This window comes from Sphingomonas sp. DBB INV C78 (assembly GCF_042693015.1).
In the GTDB taxonomy this organism is placed as follows: domain Bacteria; phylum Pseudomonadota; class Alphaproteobacteria; order Sphingomonadales; family Sphingomonadaceae; genus Sphingomonas_E.
In genome coordinates this window covers 3240279-3255275 of the sequence record NZ_CP170544.1, presented here as the reverse complement: position 1 = coordinate 3255275, position 14997 = coordinate 3240279, and the positions used below count along the sequence as shown (strand labels likewise).

The following is a 14997-nucleotide window of genomic DNA, read 5'->3' as shown; positions in this document are numbered from 1 at the left end:
CTGTCATCCAAGCGCGATGCAGAGGCAAAATTGACGCAAGGCCGCGTGCCATATAGCTGAGTCATGTCGCAATTGGAGTATCATTGATGTCTGACCAGCCGGGTGATGAGAAACGCAACCCGATCGAACTGGCCACCGAGATCACGATCGCCTGGCTCAATAATCCTAACTCGCGGGTCAGCGCGGATGACGTGCCGGCATTCTTCCAGAAGATGCACAGCACGATCATGGAGATAGGTAAGGCGGTCAAAGAGGCCGTCGAGGTTGTGGTCGAACATCTGCCGGCTGTGCCGATCCGCTCCTCGGTCAAGCCGGACCATCTTGTCAGCCTGATAGATGGAACCAAGCTCAAGACGCTGAAGCGACACCTCGCCAAGCACGGCCTGACGCCCGCCACCTACCGCGAGCGCTTCGGGCTGAAGGCCGACTATCCGATGGTCGCTTCGAGCTATGCCGAGATGCGTCGGGAAGTCGCCAAGCGGGTCGGGCTCGGTCGCAAATCGACCACTGCAAAAGTGACCACACCTGATGCCGGAACAGCTTCGAAGCCTGTGGCCGTCAAACCAAAGGTTGGCAATGGAACGGTTGCACAAGCCGCGACGCCTGCACCGAGCAAGGCAAAGAGTGCGGCCAAGCCCAAGGCGATCGCTACCAAGCCTGCGTCTGTTCGTGGCAAGGGGGCAGCATTGGCTTCACCTGCTGTCGATCCAATCGTGGCGTCGTCGGTGATTGTTGCCAAAGCCAGCAAGGCGCGCGCGGGCAAACCGAAACCGGCGGCGCCAGTTGCCGCACCGGCAAAAGCTAGAACGCGGACCAAAGCCAGGACTGTAGCAGCAGCTTCGGCACCAAGCGGAGCCACCCCAGCTGTTGATGCTCCGCCCGTTCCGGTTTCTGCCGAGGTGTCACCGGCATCTGCCAAGGCTCCTGCGAAGCTTGCGCGCAAGGCCAAGACTTCAAGCGGCGAGGCAACTGCGTCTATATTGAAGGCGAAGCCGGCAGCGAAAGTGAAGCCTGAAACGGCCGTGGCGCCAGCCGCGACGAAAGCGAAACCCACGCGGACCAAAAGCGCGAAGGCCAATGCAGCGAAGCCGGTCACGTCCCGGGCGTGGCCTGTTGTGAGGCCGCCTTCTGGCGGTGCCCCTTTAGTTAAGGTCAAAGCGGCCAAGGCTGCAAAGGCAGCTACTGCCAAGACGCCAAATACCTCGACCAAAAAGCTTGATGACGTGGCGAGCAAGCCTGCCGAGAAGGATGGCAACCCAGGTGCGAAGCCGATGGTGGTCGCAAGGCCGGCCAGTATTTCGCAACCCGTCGCCGTGTCGAAGCCGCGAGTAAAATTGTCTCTGCGTCACGGTGTCAAGAAAGCTTAGCCGACGAGCTAAGCCGAGAAACTCGCCTGGCTACCCCACGCCCTTGCGCGCGTCCAGCTGCGCAAGGGCGTTCTTTTGGGCATTCCATTCGGACCGGCTAGGCCGTCGCTTCGCCGCAGCCGCGAACTGCGCGATCCTCTCGCTGCAGACGGCGTGAACGACGCGGCATCGACTCCGCCAGCAGCTTCTTCAGCCGACGGTTCTCGTCCTCCAGCGTGCGCAACCTCGCCGCTTGCGACACGGTCATGCCGCCATAGCCGCCGTTCCGCGTTTGACTTCGGCCGCCCAAAGCCTGCCGGCCATTCAGATCCAAGGGCATCACCAGTTTATGACAGCACCTCGCTCGGTGGGAGCGCCTGAAAGGTCAAATGTAGCAACCTAGGCTCGTCTGAGCATTCGAACCGGCGACGGCGCTGACAAGCGAACGCACGGCCACGGTAGCCCCTCAGAGCAAATCCCGACGAGACAATATGAGACCGGCTTTGCCGTCACCATGTAATTGCTAATTGGAAATGCGATCTCCCCCGAACGTCCCATTGGCCTGATAGGTCGCGTCCACCCCGCGGATCTGGAATTGGCCGATGGTGCCGCCCGGAACCGCCGTCGGCGACGCGACACCGACCAATTCGCCGCTGATCTTCGCCTGCCGATCGTTCACGACGGAGGAGAGGCCGCCATAAGCAAGCCCGGTGCTGCCGGAAATCGACAGCGCCGTATTATTGAACTGCTGCCCGTCGAAGTTGAGGTTCATCGTTCCGGAGCGGGCGTTTAGATCCCATTGCTGGGTGAAACTGCCGACCCGCGTCGCGATTTCCGGATCGGAGCCGCCGACCTGGGTGATGACTGTGCCGATGGCGTGGCCGGCGAAGCTCACCGATCCCCGCATCGCCGAGTCCGCGCCGATCTGATCGTTCGGGCCGGTATAGCGGCGCCCCGCCACCCAGGTCGAAAGCGCGGTGTGGTTGCGCCGCTGCGCGCCCGGATCGCCCGAGGGCAGCAGATCGCCGAAGAAGAAGCCCCATTGCACATGCTGGTAGGTCGCGATTGCCGCACCGTCCGCGCCCAGCCCCGCCTTGACGCTGTCACCTGCGATCACCGCAGCGCTGGCGCCATTGCTTTCGGCCGCCGCGCCCCATGCGCCCGGCCGGATATAGGCGCTTCCCTCGCCCGCCTGCTCGCCAAGCGAAAGCGTGCGGGCCGCACCATCATCATAGCCGATCGTGGCGCTGGCCGTGTTGGCAACCGGATCGAGATCGAGTGCGATCGTGCCGAGATAGGGCCGCCCGGCGACGATATTGTCCGCCGTCACCTGTTCCACCGCACCGGCCACATAACCGGTCATCGAAGCGGTGGTCGCGCCATCGATCAGGTCGTCGTCGGCGACACTGGTCGATCCCGCTGCCAGCCGCATATAGCCGAACGCATCGGCATCGGCCGCGCCAAGCTGCGAAGACGTACCCGAACTGATACCACCGCCGGAAAGATTGGCGACATTTTCCAGCACCAGATAGCCGGCATAGCCATTTCGCAATGTCCCTCCGCTGGCGCTGTTCCAACTACGTCCGCCGCCCGTGGCGGTGGAGGCCAGCAGGCTGGTGAACAATGTCGCGGCGCCCGTCGTTCGCGTCGAACCGATCGTCGATCCCGCGACGCTCACTTTCGATCGCGGATCGGTGACGTCGATCACGGTTTCCTCGGGCACCTCGATCGGATCGTCATAATTGGGCACGCGATCGGGATAGCCATTATCGTCATAGGTCAGTGCGCCGAAGGTAGCCGAAATCGTGCTGGTCTTGCCGTCTGCGGAAAGGCCGAGATCGGCGTGGAACAGCCGCGACGTGCTCACCACCTCGCCCGAAGCCGGATTGGCGACGAGCAGGTTCGTCTGCACGACATTGGCGGCGTCCAGCCCGGCGACGCTCGCCTGCGGCAGGAAGGCGCGGAACGCCAGCGATGCGGTCGGCGAGCTCAACTGCGCCTCATCCGCAAGTGTCAACCCGCGGCTGAGGCCGAACGTGTCGATTGAGGGTCCGCCGGTCCGGCCCTTGCCGACATCGCCGGTCGAAAACACAATCGCTCGGCCATCGGGATCTTCCAATTGCACGAACATGAAATTGTCGCGCGCGCGGTTGCCCAGTTCGTTGGCGTCGTTGGGGCCTTCAAACCCGGCTAGCAGCGTCGCGGCGTTGTAGGATGCGCTGCCGGTGAAGCCGTCGCCACTCGTCACCTTCACCAGTGGCGTGCGGATGATGCTGTCGATGTAGTCCGTCAGCGAATTGTTCGCGTCGGAAAAGCTGGTGTAGCTTCGACCAGCCAGGAAGGCATCGAAATCGCTCTGTTCGAAGAAGCTGAAAAACACGGCCGCTACTTCGGTCGGCGTCGTGCTTCGCGTCACCTGATTGCTGGATCCGAGCGCCCCTTGTGGCAACAGTACCGAGCCGCCGAAATAAGAACTGGCGAAATCCAGCGTCACGGACCCGCCGAGAACAAGCACGGCATCGCCCGCATAGCGCGATCGATCGGGAACGATGGGCAGGATGACATAGGTTTCGCCGCCGTCGGTGCGGCGGTAGATCGTTTCCGGCCCGTTGTCGTAGAACTGGCCATCGACCGACGTGAATTCGACGCCACCGAAGGTGATCGATGCGGGAAAATCCGTCCCATCCGCCGGATCGCCGATGATGTCGGGCGTGATGCGGATTTCGGGAGGCTGCTCGATCGTGTCGAGCCCATCCAGCCGCGATAAGCCGTTCGAGAAGGCATAGCTGATGCCGGGCGCGCCGAACGACGGCGTGCTTGCCAGTGAATCGGCGGCATAGTCGAACCCGCCCGCAGGCAGCAGCCGGCTGGTGGTCGGGGTCTGGGCGCGCTCGGCAAAGCTGCCGTCACCGCCGAGACCATAATCGGTAATCACGAAATTCTGCGCGAGCGCGATATCGTCTGCGGCATCGCCGGTGCTGCCGACGCCACCCGGCGCCGCGGTGCCTGTCGAGGGCAAGCCCAACGGCAGATCGCCGCCGCCCGCGAACGGCACCGACGTATCCCCGAACGCGATCGGCGTGGGCACGGGCGTCGGAACCGGCGTTGGGACCGGTGTAGGCACCGGGGTGGGCACGGGTGTTGGCACCGGCGTTGGAACGGGCGTCGGAACCGGGGTGGGCACGGGTGTTGGCACCGGAGTTGGCGTCGGTGTCGGCGTTGGGGTCGGAGTTGGAGTTGGAGTTGGGGTTGGGGTTGGGGTTGGAGTTGGAGTTGGAGTTGGCGTTGGCGTCGGAGTTGGAGTTGGCGTTGGCGTCGGAGTTGGGGTTGGGGTTGGGGTTGGGGTCGGCGTTGGGGTCGGAGTTGGGGTCGGAGTTGGGGTTGGAGTTGGAGTTGGAGTTGGAGTTGGAGTTGGAGTTGGCGTTGGCGTTGGCGTTGGCGTTGGAGTCGGCGTCGGAGTTGGCGTCGGTGTCGGCGTTGGCGTATCGATCGCGGCGACTTCGGTTCGCGTCAGCGATCCATCCTGGGTTTCCTTGACCGCGGCTTCGGCCTGCGCGCCGATCTCGACACGCGCCAGCCCGCCGGAAGTGAGCCCCGGATTGACCCGCGAGGCATCGGCATAGGCTTGCCCGCGGGCCTGCCGGTGCGGCATTCCTGGCGAGCCATCAGCGGCGAAGACGGCCTCGAAACCCGGCCGCACGATCTCCTGCGTCTTGCCGCCACTGGCGAGGCGAAGCGGCCCGCCCAGCAGCAAGGCCGCCCGCAGCCCGCCGGTTTCCTGCGCCACATAAGCACCGCCGGCCGCCAGCGACAATTCGGCATCGCCTGCCCGCAGCGTCACCGGCGCAGCGGCGCCCGCCAGCAGCCGGATCGCGCCGGAAAGCAGGGTGATGCGCAACTCGCCCTTGCCGTCGGCAAAGGCGAAACTGTCGATCATGATCGCGGATCCCGGCCCGATCACGATCGAGCTGCCATCGGCCAGGATCACCTCCAGCGTCTGATCGGCGGAGGTTTCCAGCCGTTCCGCATTGGCGGCCGACCGTTCGATGCGCAGCACCGTCCGCTTGCCGGCCTTCTCGCCCAGCTCGCGCGCCGAGGGCGCATCAGCTTGCGCCGGGGCGGCGGCGAGTGCGGTGACCGAAACCGTTGCCAGCAGCGCCAGCAGCGAACGGGAGACGGAACGATGGGTCATGGTCGTGCTCCGGTTCATGTCGCTTCAGAATCGATAGGTCAGGCCGAACCCGCCCTGCGTGTTGTTGAATTCGTAATTGGGCAGGTTCGAATTGTTCCAGGTCTGGGCGAGCCGCAGGTCCAGCGAGAGGAACTTCGCCACCGGAATGGCGAGCGTCGCGACCAGATCGATGCGATCCTCGTTCCGCTTGACGGCGGCATCCACCAGCGGGTCCGGTTCGGAATAGTCGCTGCGGCGATAGGCGCCCGAAAGCCGTGCCACCCAACTGTCCCCGCCCGCCGAAGAGGCGAAGGAATAGATCAGGCCCATCTGGCCGCCGAGCGTCGTGCGGCTCCAATAATCGCGATCGGCCTCCGCACCTTCGAACAGGAAGGAGGCGCTGCCGCGCAGGCGCGTCGACACCTGTTGCGAATATTCGAGCACGCCGGAAACATAGTCACCGCTCTGGTCATCGGCCGTCGGGCGTCGGTTGGAATTGTTATAGTCGCGCCGTTCGTAGCCGAGTTGGCCGGTGATGTTCGCGCCGAACGACGGCCGGAACAGGAATTCGCCACCGCCGCCAAAGGCAGCGAAATAGCGCGCATGGCCGAGGGCGAGGCCGGTGGCGGAGATGAAGGGCCGGATATAGCCGGTCGGCGACTGCGTCGATCCGGTGAAGAAGCGCGGGCCGATCCGCGCATCGAGATAGGTGGCATCGAGATCGGTCGTGTCGGCATAATTGGTCTGCGACATGTAGAGCGCGAGCACGACATCGTCCGGCCGTTGCCCGCCGAGGCCGTGGCGGATCTCGAACGCACCGGCGAGATTGACCGAAATGTCGCTCCCCCGCGGGATCGCGAGATCGTCGCCCGAGACGATGATCGGCAGCCCGCCCGGTCCGATCACGCTGACCGATCCCGGCGATCCGTTAGGGTTGGACTGGACCTGGAAGCTGCCGAACACGGTGCCACCGATCGTGAAACCGCCTGATGCGCTCGACGCTGCACCCAGCGCCAGCCGCGCCCGCTGCCGCGCCGCTTCGGGCGCGTCGGGCGCATTCACCGCCTGACGCAGATAGGATCGCGCGAGATCGGCATTGCCCGCCCGCAGATAGAGCAGGCCGAGTTCGAGCTTGATGTTCGACAGGTCTGGATTGTTCTGCAGGATGCGTTCCAGCGCCGCGATGGCGCCGACGATATCGCCCTCCTCGGCCGCCTTCGCCGCATAGCGAAAGGACTCCTCGGCATCCGCCGAGTTTTGGGTGGCATCATTATCGGCCGGAGACCCCGCCTGGGCCATGACCGGCGCGGCCACGAAGATCGAACACAGCAATGCGAGCGTCGCGCTCGCCCCCCCAGATGCAAGGCGCACGAATCCCCCTTCCGCCAAAAACGGGGAGATCGGTCTGCGACCCACGCCAATCCATTTGCCCCCTGACCCGCCTTGGCGAGTCGAGTTCATAGTCCGTCAAAAAACGACTTAAGGGAATAGGCGAATTGCCTAACATGAATTACATATTTTCAAATATGTTACTTGTAACCGCGTAGATCGATCTGGGGGCGGATGATGGTGCGGTCATGGCGCGGACATGGACTTATCTTTCCGCTTCTTGCCCTTCTCCTCCCACCTCCCGCCTCCGCGGCCACACCGGTCGAGCTTGTCCAGGCTGCACGCGCCAAGGCGGCCCAGTGCGACATTGCTGGCGCGCTGGCCGGGATGGATCAGGCGTTTGCCGCGGCGAAAGCGGAGTGGAAGCCTGATGCGCCCGGCTTCCTGGCGATCCATCACGACATCGCGACCTATGCCAACGGTCTGTTTGACTATCGCCGCGCGGAAACGAGCGCCCGGACGGCGGTCACGCTCGCGATCGCCCGGACGGGACCGAACGGTGCCGAACAGGCTCTCGTCTCCCAGAATCTCGCGGTGGCTTTGGCCGGCATGGGGCAGAGGAACGAAGCAGCGGCCATATTCGCGCGGATCGTGCCGCAGCTGGATGCCGGTGCCGACCGCGCAGCCGCCGCCAATGCCGAGATCGCCTATAGCGATTTCGAATATACCGCCGGCAGGCCGGCAGCCGGGCTCGATCATGCCCGCCGCGCCGCGACGATCGCCCGTGGCGCGGACATTCCGGCCGGACTGAAGGCGAGCGCGCTGCTGCGTCTTGCCGACGCCAGCCGCCGCGCCCTGCAATTTGCCGAGGCGAATGCCGCCGCGGACGAAGCCGCCGCGGCGCTCAAAGCCGCCGGAGGCGATACGCCGCCCCGTCTCACCTTGGTCCGCGCGGCGATCGCCTATGAGCAGGGACGGCTGACCCGCGCGCTCGATCTCGTCCAGCAGGCGGAGAAAGCCGCGATCCGTCCCGACCCCTGTGACCCCACGCTCGCGACCGACGTGGCCCAGCGGCGCGGCACGATCCACATGATCCGGCGCGAACTGCCCGAAGCCTCGGCCTCCTTCACCACCGCGCTGGCCGCGCTCGCTGCGCTCAAGCTCGGCAACAATCCGCGGGAGGGCGAGATCGTCTATGGGCTTGCCGTGGTCGCGGGCATGTCGCGCGATTTCGATCGTTCCGCCTCCTTGTTCGACGGCGTCGTCGGCCTCGCCCGCAAGGCCTATGGCGATGGCAGCGAAGCCGAAGCGCAGGCGCTGATGGAAAAGGCGCTGATGCTGGGCGAGGCGCAGCGCGCCAAGGAGGGCGTCGCCGCAGCAAAGGCCGCGCTCGCCATCCTTGAACGGCCCGTCGAACAGGCGCCGTTGACGCTCGCTTATGCCCATGCCTCGCTCGGCCTCGTGTCCCGCAAGGCTGGCGATCTGCCGGCGGCCGAGCGGGAGCTGGGGCTCGCCCTCACGGCATTCCGCGATGCCCGCGGCGCCAAATCCTTCGATCTGACACCGGGGTTGAGTGCCTTGGGCGAAATCGCGCTCGAACGGCGCGATGCCCCGCGCGCTGAAACCTATTTCCGCCGCGCGCTCGCCATCCAGCGGCGTTGGGGCGGGGATAGTGCGCTCGCGCTGGGCGTGACCCTGTCGAACCTCGCCTCCGCACGCGCAGCCCAGGGCGCGACCGGCGATGCGCTCGATCGCAGTCAGGAAGCGGTCGACGTGCTGCGCAAACGCCTTGCGATCGGCGAGGCGCGTCCCTGGAATGACGCCCAGGCCGAACGACGCGCCGCGCGTAATATTTTGACCCGCGATCTCGCGCTCACCACCGCAGGCGTCAAACCCGGCGAGCCCGTCCGCGGCGATGCGGCGGTGCGGCGGATGCTCGCGACGAACCAACTCGCCAATGCCGCCAGCACCGGTGGGGCGATCGCCCAGATGGCGACGCGGCTGCAAGCCGCCGATCCGGCGCTCGGCGCACTGCTGGGTGAGCGCAACGATCTCTCCGCCGAATGGCGTTACATCCAGGACGAACTGGTCGGGAGTCTCGCTGCCGGGGTCGAGGATGACGACGCCCGCCGCGATGCCCTCCTCACGCGGCAACAGGCGGTTGCGTCACGCGTCGCGGAAATCGACGCGCAGCTTGTGGTCCGCAATCCCCGGCTCGATCTGCTCATCAAGTCGCGCGTCGTCGATCTGCCTGATCTTCAGCGGACACTGCGGGATGGCGAGGCAGCGCTGGCCTTCACCGTCGCCGACGACGCAACCTATGTGATCGCCGTCCGGCGGGACGCCGCGATTGCCTATCGCGCAGCGCTCGGTCGTCAGGAAATGACGCGCCTGGTCGAAAGCCTGCGCGCCACGCTCGATCCGTCCCGCTGGAAGACGGAATTGCCGACCTATGACGCGGCCGGCGCCTATCGGCTCTTTGCGGCCTTGATCGCACCCGCCAATGATTTCCTTCAGGCCAGTGATACCTTGCTCGTCGTCCCCGACGGCCCGTTGGCAAGCCTGCCCTTCGCGGTCCTCGTCACCGAAGCGCCGCCGGCGATCAATGGCGACGCCGCGGACTATACGAAGCTAGCTTGGCTCATCCGCCGTGCGGCGATCGTCAACTATCCCTCGATCGCCTCGATCGTTGCCCTCCGTGCGGTCGAAGGCGGCATGGCGCCACGCCGGACGATGCTGGGCGTGGGCGGGGCTCTGTTCGCCGGCGCCGCCAACGATAATGCGCAACGCGGTGCGATCCTCCGGGGAATGGCCCGCACCCGCCTCGCCGATGTCGGATTGTTGCGCCAACTCACTCCGCTGCCCGAAACCAGCGACGAACTCGGCAAGATCGCGGACTCGATCGGGAGATCTGGCGCCAAGCTGCTGCTCGGGCGCGATGCCAGCGAAGCCGTCATCCGCTCGACCCCGCTCGAAGGGTTCGGCGTCGTTGTCTTCGCCACCCATGGCCTCGTTGCCGGTGAACTCAGCGGCTATGCGGAGCCCGCGCTCGCGCTCACCCCGCCGCCGGTTGCCAGCAGCGCGGACGACGGCCTGCTTTCGGCGAGCGAGATCGCTTTGCTCCGGATGCGCGCCGACTGGGTGATCCTGTCTGCCTGCAATACCGCTGCCGACGATGGTTCGCCCAATGCGGAGCCGCTGTCGGGCCTCGCCAAATCCTTCTTCTATGCGGGCGCGAGATCACTGCTGGTGACGCACTGGCCGGTAGAATCCGACGCGGCCGCCATCATCACCTCGGCCACCGTCCGCCGCACGGCAGAGGGCGATACGCCAGCGAAGGCGCTGCGCAAGACCGCGATCGACTTCATCGAGGATCGCGATGGATCGCTCAAGACCCACCCCTTCTTCTGGGCTCCCTTCAGCCTGACGGGTGGATAGGGCGTCATTCGAAGTGTCTTTTTAACCCATAACTCGCTCGGACTTGGGGCTCTCTAGCGTGTCAATTCGCAAATCCAGTTTACTTCCCATGTTTTGCCGCCATCGTCCGAGAAAGACTGCTCCATCCGCGCTTCTCTGGGAGAGATGTCGAGCCAGACATAACGCACGAGCACTGCTCGGCCTTTCCATAGCTCCTGATCGTAAAACTCGCCCCGTTTGCCATTAAATTGACCAACGACGGGAGGCAGCTGGAGCGTGCCAGCATTCACGTCGATCAGAAAAATAGACCATTGTCGGCTCTCCGGATTGTAAAGCCGCAGAGTTTGCGCCTTAAGGTGCCCGGCGGGGCCATCCACTTCGAATTGCTCAAAATTGGCGTTGCTATCCAGCAGCTTGTGATGATTCGAAATCCCGTCATAGACGTCCCACTTTGTCGATCCGACCAGTCGATCAGGCAGCCGCCGAACGTGCGCCTTCCAATTGCCAATTAAAAAATCGAAATCGTGCGATCCATCGCGCTCGACCTTCCGAACCTCGTTGGGCGGTGCGGCGAACGCGGCTGGGGAAAATGTCACCACTGCCCAAAGTAGCGCCGTCAGTGCCTTCATCGCACTTTGCTCCCACTCGCCTGGTTCGTCGGACCATGCCCAAACGGGCATTCCTCATGATATCCCGCTTTCGGGTGTCTGCCTAAACCAAGCTTATGCCCGTGATCGCCGCCATAGCCGACGTAGAAGCATGTTTCCCGGCGCCTGATTGCTGCCGGTGATTCAGATTGAGAACGATGCCAGCTTTTGACGCGGGATCGTGCGGTTTAGCGCGCGGGTCCACCAGTCGTTCAGGCCATACCCAGATCGGATGGCGGCAGCGGCAGGGCATCGCGATGGGCCAGAACGGGCGCGAGGACTGCCAGCACGATCAGCCCGAATGCGAGCCGGTAACGAATGGGGCGCGAGCGGATCAGGAGGAATCCGCCTGCGACCATGACCAGCAAAATGGAGGCAGTAGCGCATCAACCATGGTTCGTACCAATATTGAGCGAAAGCCGGGATCAACCGATCTTGCGCTCATGCCCCTTTGCTGTCCAGCGGAAGCGGACGGACCAGGGCGCCGGCACATTCAACGCGCTGCGCATGCGCCCTGGTTCGACCTGGGCTCCGGGAGCGATCAATAGTCCCAGATCGCCGGCACCCAGCGGAAGGCGTCACCGTCAACGGCCACCCGTCCGACGGACGGGAAGGACAGATGCGTCGCCACCAGCAGCTCGCCGCTTGCCGCAGCTTCCTGCAACAGCCGGATGCGAACGCGGGTAGCCTCTTCAGGGTCGTGTTCGAAGCCGTTCTGCCAATCCGGGCAATCAAAGCCGACCTGAAATATGGCGTCGCCAACGAAGGCCAGCCGTTCGCCGCCGGAGGTGATGCGGACGAGGCTGTGTCCGGGAGTATGACCGCCGGTGCGTTGAGCGATCACGCCGGGCGCCACCTCATATTCCTCCGCGAACATGCGCACCTGATTGCCATATTGCTCCATGAACCGCTTGGCCGCCCCCCGCAGTGCATCGGGGAAACCGGCAGGCATCGCCGTCCGCGAGAAATCGGGCGATTCCCAGAACCTGACCTCGGCCTCCGCAACATGAACGCGTAAATCCGCACGGAGCCTGTCGCGCATTCCGTCGACAATCAGCCCTCCGATATGGTCCATGTGCATGTGGGTCAGTACCACGTCGGTCACCGACGCAAGCTCGATCCCGGCGGCTTCCAGTCGTTCAGCCAGACGTCCCGACTTCGCCAGCTTCAGGTTCGGGTCCGCCCCGAGCCCCGAGTCGACGAGAATGGTCTGATCGCCACTGCGCACCACAAGGACATTCAGCGGCCAGTGGGCCACATCGTGGGGCAGAAACTGTTCGTCCAGCCAGCCTTCGAAGACGCTTGGTTCGACATTGGCCGCCAGAACTTGGGGCGATATTGGCAGCACGCCGTCGCTGACCACCAGCACGTCAATCTCGCCGACCTGCAGCGCGTAGCGCGACGGAACCAGCTCTTCGAGCCCCGCACCGGCGGAGCGTGCGATATTGTCCAGCTTCATGTCTCTATCCTCATGACCGCCGCCTCGATCGCGGCGTGGACGAGGCTAGGTCGAGGCTCGTTTTCGGTCGATTGGGTGGAGGAGTTGGACAGACCATACAAGGGTATAGGTCTTGCCATTCGATAGCTATTGCGCGCCCGATATGTGCTCCGGAATGGTGAAGCGAAACTCCGCGCCGCCATCGGGATGATTGCCAGCGGTGATACGGCCGCCATGCGCGATGATGATCGACTGGCATATGACGAGACCGATGCCGAGCCCGCTTTCCTTCGTCGTGAAGAAGCCCTCGAAGACACGTTCGAGATTGGCGGCATCTATGCCAGGACCGGTGTCGCGCACGGAGAGGCACACCAGGCCCTTGTCGTCCATGCTGGTCCCGAGAATGATCGCGGATTCGGCACCATTGCCGGTTTCAAGCGCCTGGATACCGTTCATGAGCAGGTTGACGATCACCTGCTGCAGCTGGATGCGGTCGCCGATCACCGCGGGCAATTTCTCGGCGAAGGCCGTGGTGATCCTGATCGAACGGGACTCGATCTCATGGCGCAGGAACAGCATGGATTCCTGCGCGACTTGATTGAGGTCCAGCGCGATTTGCTCGGGCTGGTGCTTGGCCGCCATGCCCCGGATGCGCTGGACGATGTCATTGGCGCGATTGGCGCCGGCCGCGATGCGGGCCGTCAGTTCCTTGACCTTGGCGATATTGGGTTCTTCCCGTGCCAGCCAGCGCAGGCTGGTTTCCGCATTGGTGAGGATCGCGGCGAGCGGCTGGTTGACCTCATGGGCGATGGATGTCGTCAGTTCACCGAGCGTCGATATGCGCGCCGCATGCGTGAAATCCGCCTGCAACTGGCGGAGCTGGGTTTCCATCTGCAGCCGGGCCGTCACGTCCTCGACGCTGAAGATGGTGACGTCCAGCTCGGTCGACGAGATCGGGTAGGTGACGGACAGTTGCACGTCCAGTGTGCGGCCGTCGCACGTTTGCACCTTCGTCAATTCGCTGTGACTGGTCTGGCCGTTGAAGCGGCCGATCATCACATTCCGCAACGTGGCGCGGTTGGCGAGGAGCAGATTGCCGACCGGCCGGATGAGATCGTGCGCGCTCGCCCCGCCGAACATTTCCACGGCCCTGCGGTTGACGTCCGTCACCCCCACGGTTTCGGCGGCGAGTTCCACCAGTTCTGGATGATCGTCCAGATATTGGCTGAAATCCTCCACGCCGGCAGATCGAAGCTCCAGATAGATCTTCTTCATGTGGCTGGCGTCGACCTGCAGCAGCGCGGTCGGCATATAATGGACCAGCTTGCGGTAGCGCGCCTCGCTCGCCCGGAGATAGAGGTAGGACCGGTCGTCGTCCGCCGTGCCGTTCACCGCCACGAATATCCGGTCCGGATTCTCCCCCAGCCACAATGTCACCACCGGATCGCGCAATATGCCGTCGGAAGGGATCTGCCGCCTGAACGTCTTGCCGGGATCGCCGGCGGTGACAGCTTCGATGATGAGCTCGCCCAGCATCGCCCGCCGTTCGATCGGCCAGAATGCTGCGAGAGACTGGCCGATCATCACTTCCCGGCCCCGGTTTCCGCCCAGCAGGCGTGCCGCCCGGTCGTTGACATCGGCCACGCGGCTCGCCTGGATCAGCGCGAGCATATGTCGTTCGTGAGCGTCCGGCTGGACGTCCACAGCGGCGGCAATCAGCGATTGTGCGCCCGCTATGTCGATTTCCCAGCTCGCCGCCATCAGCCGGTCGGGGATGTGCCAGTCCGTTCCGGCCTGTTCGCCTTCCGCAAGCGATCGCCGCCCATATTCGACGACATCGCGCGGCGTCCCGTCGCCATGGAAGCGAACATATTGGCGGACGTCGACCACGACATGCTCGCCGGAAAAGTCGCGACGGCTGATCTGCCCCAGCCAGGTACCCTCGTGCAGCAGCTGCTGCCAATGCTCATAGTCGGTGCCGGTCTGTTCGGTCAGATCGTCGATGCCCCGGCCGATCATGCTGAGCGACGGCCAGCCGTACAGGGCCTCGGATGCGGGATTCCAATATTGGATCCTGCCCTCGCTGTCGAAGATGATGACGCTTTCCGAGGCCAGATCGGCGACATGGAGATCGGCCTTCGCCACCCCCGCGTCCGGCACCGCAGGCGTCATTCCGCTGACCCTTCCGGCAGGATGACGTCCCGCCCCTGTATCGCCAGCCTCAGTTCGTTGAGCAGCACCTTGTCGGCGACCGGCTTGCCGAGCCATGCGCGCGCGCCGAGCGCCAGCGATCGCGCCCGGCTATGTTCGTCCACGACCGACGTGAGCACGATGGCGGGAAGGTCCGCGCCGCGATCATGCAGATGTTCCAGCAGCTCGAGCCCGCTCATGCCCGGCATTCGCATGTCGGTGATCAGGCAGTCGAACGGCGTGCGCCCGATCTCGGCCAGGAAAGCCGACGCCCCTTCGAAGGAACGACAATCAAAGCCTTCCAGCATCAGCAGGTCCGACAGGGCGTCGCGGATGGCTTCGTCATCGTCCACGATCGCAACGGTGGGAATTCTGGACAAGCGGCTCGGTCCTCATATTGAGCGGCCTTCGGCCGATTGGCCCTGTTTCGCTCAATTTCGAGGACTTTATAACCATACC

At 64.3% G+C, this 14997-nt stretch carries 10 protein-coding genes; 2 read left to right on the top strand and 8 right to left on the bottom strand.

The features are described from left to right. Nucleotides 1-86 precede the first annotated feature (86 nt). Entirely contained in the window at nucleotides 87-1367 is a 1281-nt protein-coding gene (locus ACFB49_RS15175; protein WP_380872083.1) for a MucR family transcriptional regulator, read from the top strand. 97 nt (nucleotides 1368-1464) lie between these two features. On the opposite strand, the gene ACFB49_RS15170 is transcribed toward ACFB49_RS15175, so the two are convergent. The 3 genes from ACFB49_RS15170 to ACFB49_RS15160 form a co-directional block, all read right to left on the bottom strand. Further along, complete coding sequence (locus tag ACFB49_RS15170) at nucleotides 1465-1680, bottom strand: hypothetical protein (RefSeq protein ID WP_380880140.1); 216 nt, start codon at nucleotides 1678-1680, stop codon at nucleotides 1465-1467. Nucleotides 1681-1869: 189 nt separating this feature from the next. Continuing rightward, nucleotides 1870-5538, bottom strand: a complete 3669-nt coding sequence (locus ACFB49_RS15165) for a FecR domain-containing protein (protein WP_380872082.1) — start codon at nucleotides 5536-5538, stop codon at nucleotides 1870-1872. 24 nt (nucleotides 5539-5562) lie between these two features. Next, complete coding sequence (locus ACFB49_RS15160) at nucleotides 5563-6888, bottom strand: tetratricopeptide repeat protein (protein WP_380872081.1); 1326 nt, start codon at nucleotides 6886-6888, stop codon at nucleotides 5563-5565. A gap of 345 nt (nucleotides 6889-7233) precedes the next feature. Between ACFB49_RS15160 and ACFB49_RS15155 the strand changes: the two genes are divergently transcribed. Continuing rightward, entirely contained in the window at nucleotides 7234-10284 is a 3051-nt protein-coding gene (locus ACFB49_RS15155; RefSeq protein ID WP_380872080.1) for a CHAT domain-containing protein, read from the top strand. Between the two features lie 53 nt (nucleotides 10285-10337). Here ACFB49_RS15155 and ACFB49_RS15150 read toward each other — a convergent pair whose 3' ends face one another. The 5 genes from ACFB49_RS15150 to ACFB49_RS15130 all read right to left on the bottom strand — a co-directional run bounded on the left by ACFB49_RS15150 (nucleotide 10338) and on the right by ACFB49_RS15130 (nucleotide 14918). Further along, a complete protein-coding gene (locus ACFB49_RS15150; RefSeq protein WP_380872079.1) occupies nucleotides 10338-10892 on the bottom strand; it encodes a hypothetical protein in 555 nt (184 codons plus the stop codon). Nucleotides 10893-11122: 230 nt separating this feature from the next. Continuing rightward, entirely contained in the window at nucleotides 11123-11278 is a 156-nt protein-coding gene (locus ACFB49_RS15145) for a hypothetical protein (RefSeq protein WP_380872078.1), read from the bottom strand. Between the two features lie 173 nt (nucleotides 11279-11451). Further along, nucleotides 11452-12369 carry an MBL fold metallo-hydrolase gene (locus ACFB49_RS15140; RefSeq protein ID WP_380872077.1) on the bottom strand — a complete coding sequence of 306 codons (918 nt, stop codon included), beginning with the start codon at nucleotides 12367-12369 and terminating at the stop codon, nucleotides 11452-11454. 126 nt (nucleotides 12370-12495) lie between these two features. Further along, complete coding sequence (locus ACFB49_RS15135; RefSeq protein ID WP_380872076.1) at nucleotides 12496-14520, bottom strand: ATP-binding protein; 2025 nt, start codon at nucleotides 14518-14520, stop codon at nucleotides 12496-12498. After that, the gene (locus tag ACFB49_RS15130; protein WP_380872075.1) at nucleotides 14517-14918 is read right to left on the bottom strand and encodes a response regulator transcription factor; all 402 of its coding nucleotides are present in this window, start codon (nucleotides 14916-14918) and stop codon (nucleotides 14517-14519) included. The genes ACFB49_RS15135 and ACFB49_RS15130 overlap by 4 nt, the downstream gene beginning before the upstream one ends. Nucleotides 14919-14997: the final 79 nt, after the last annotated feature.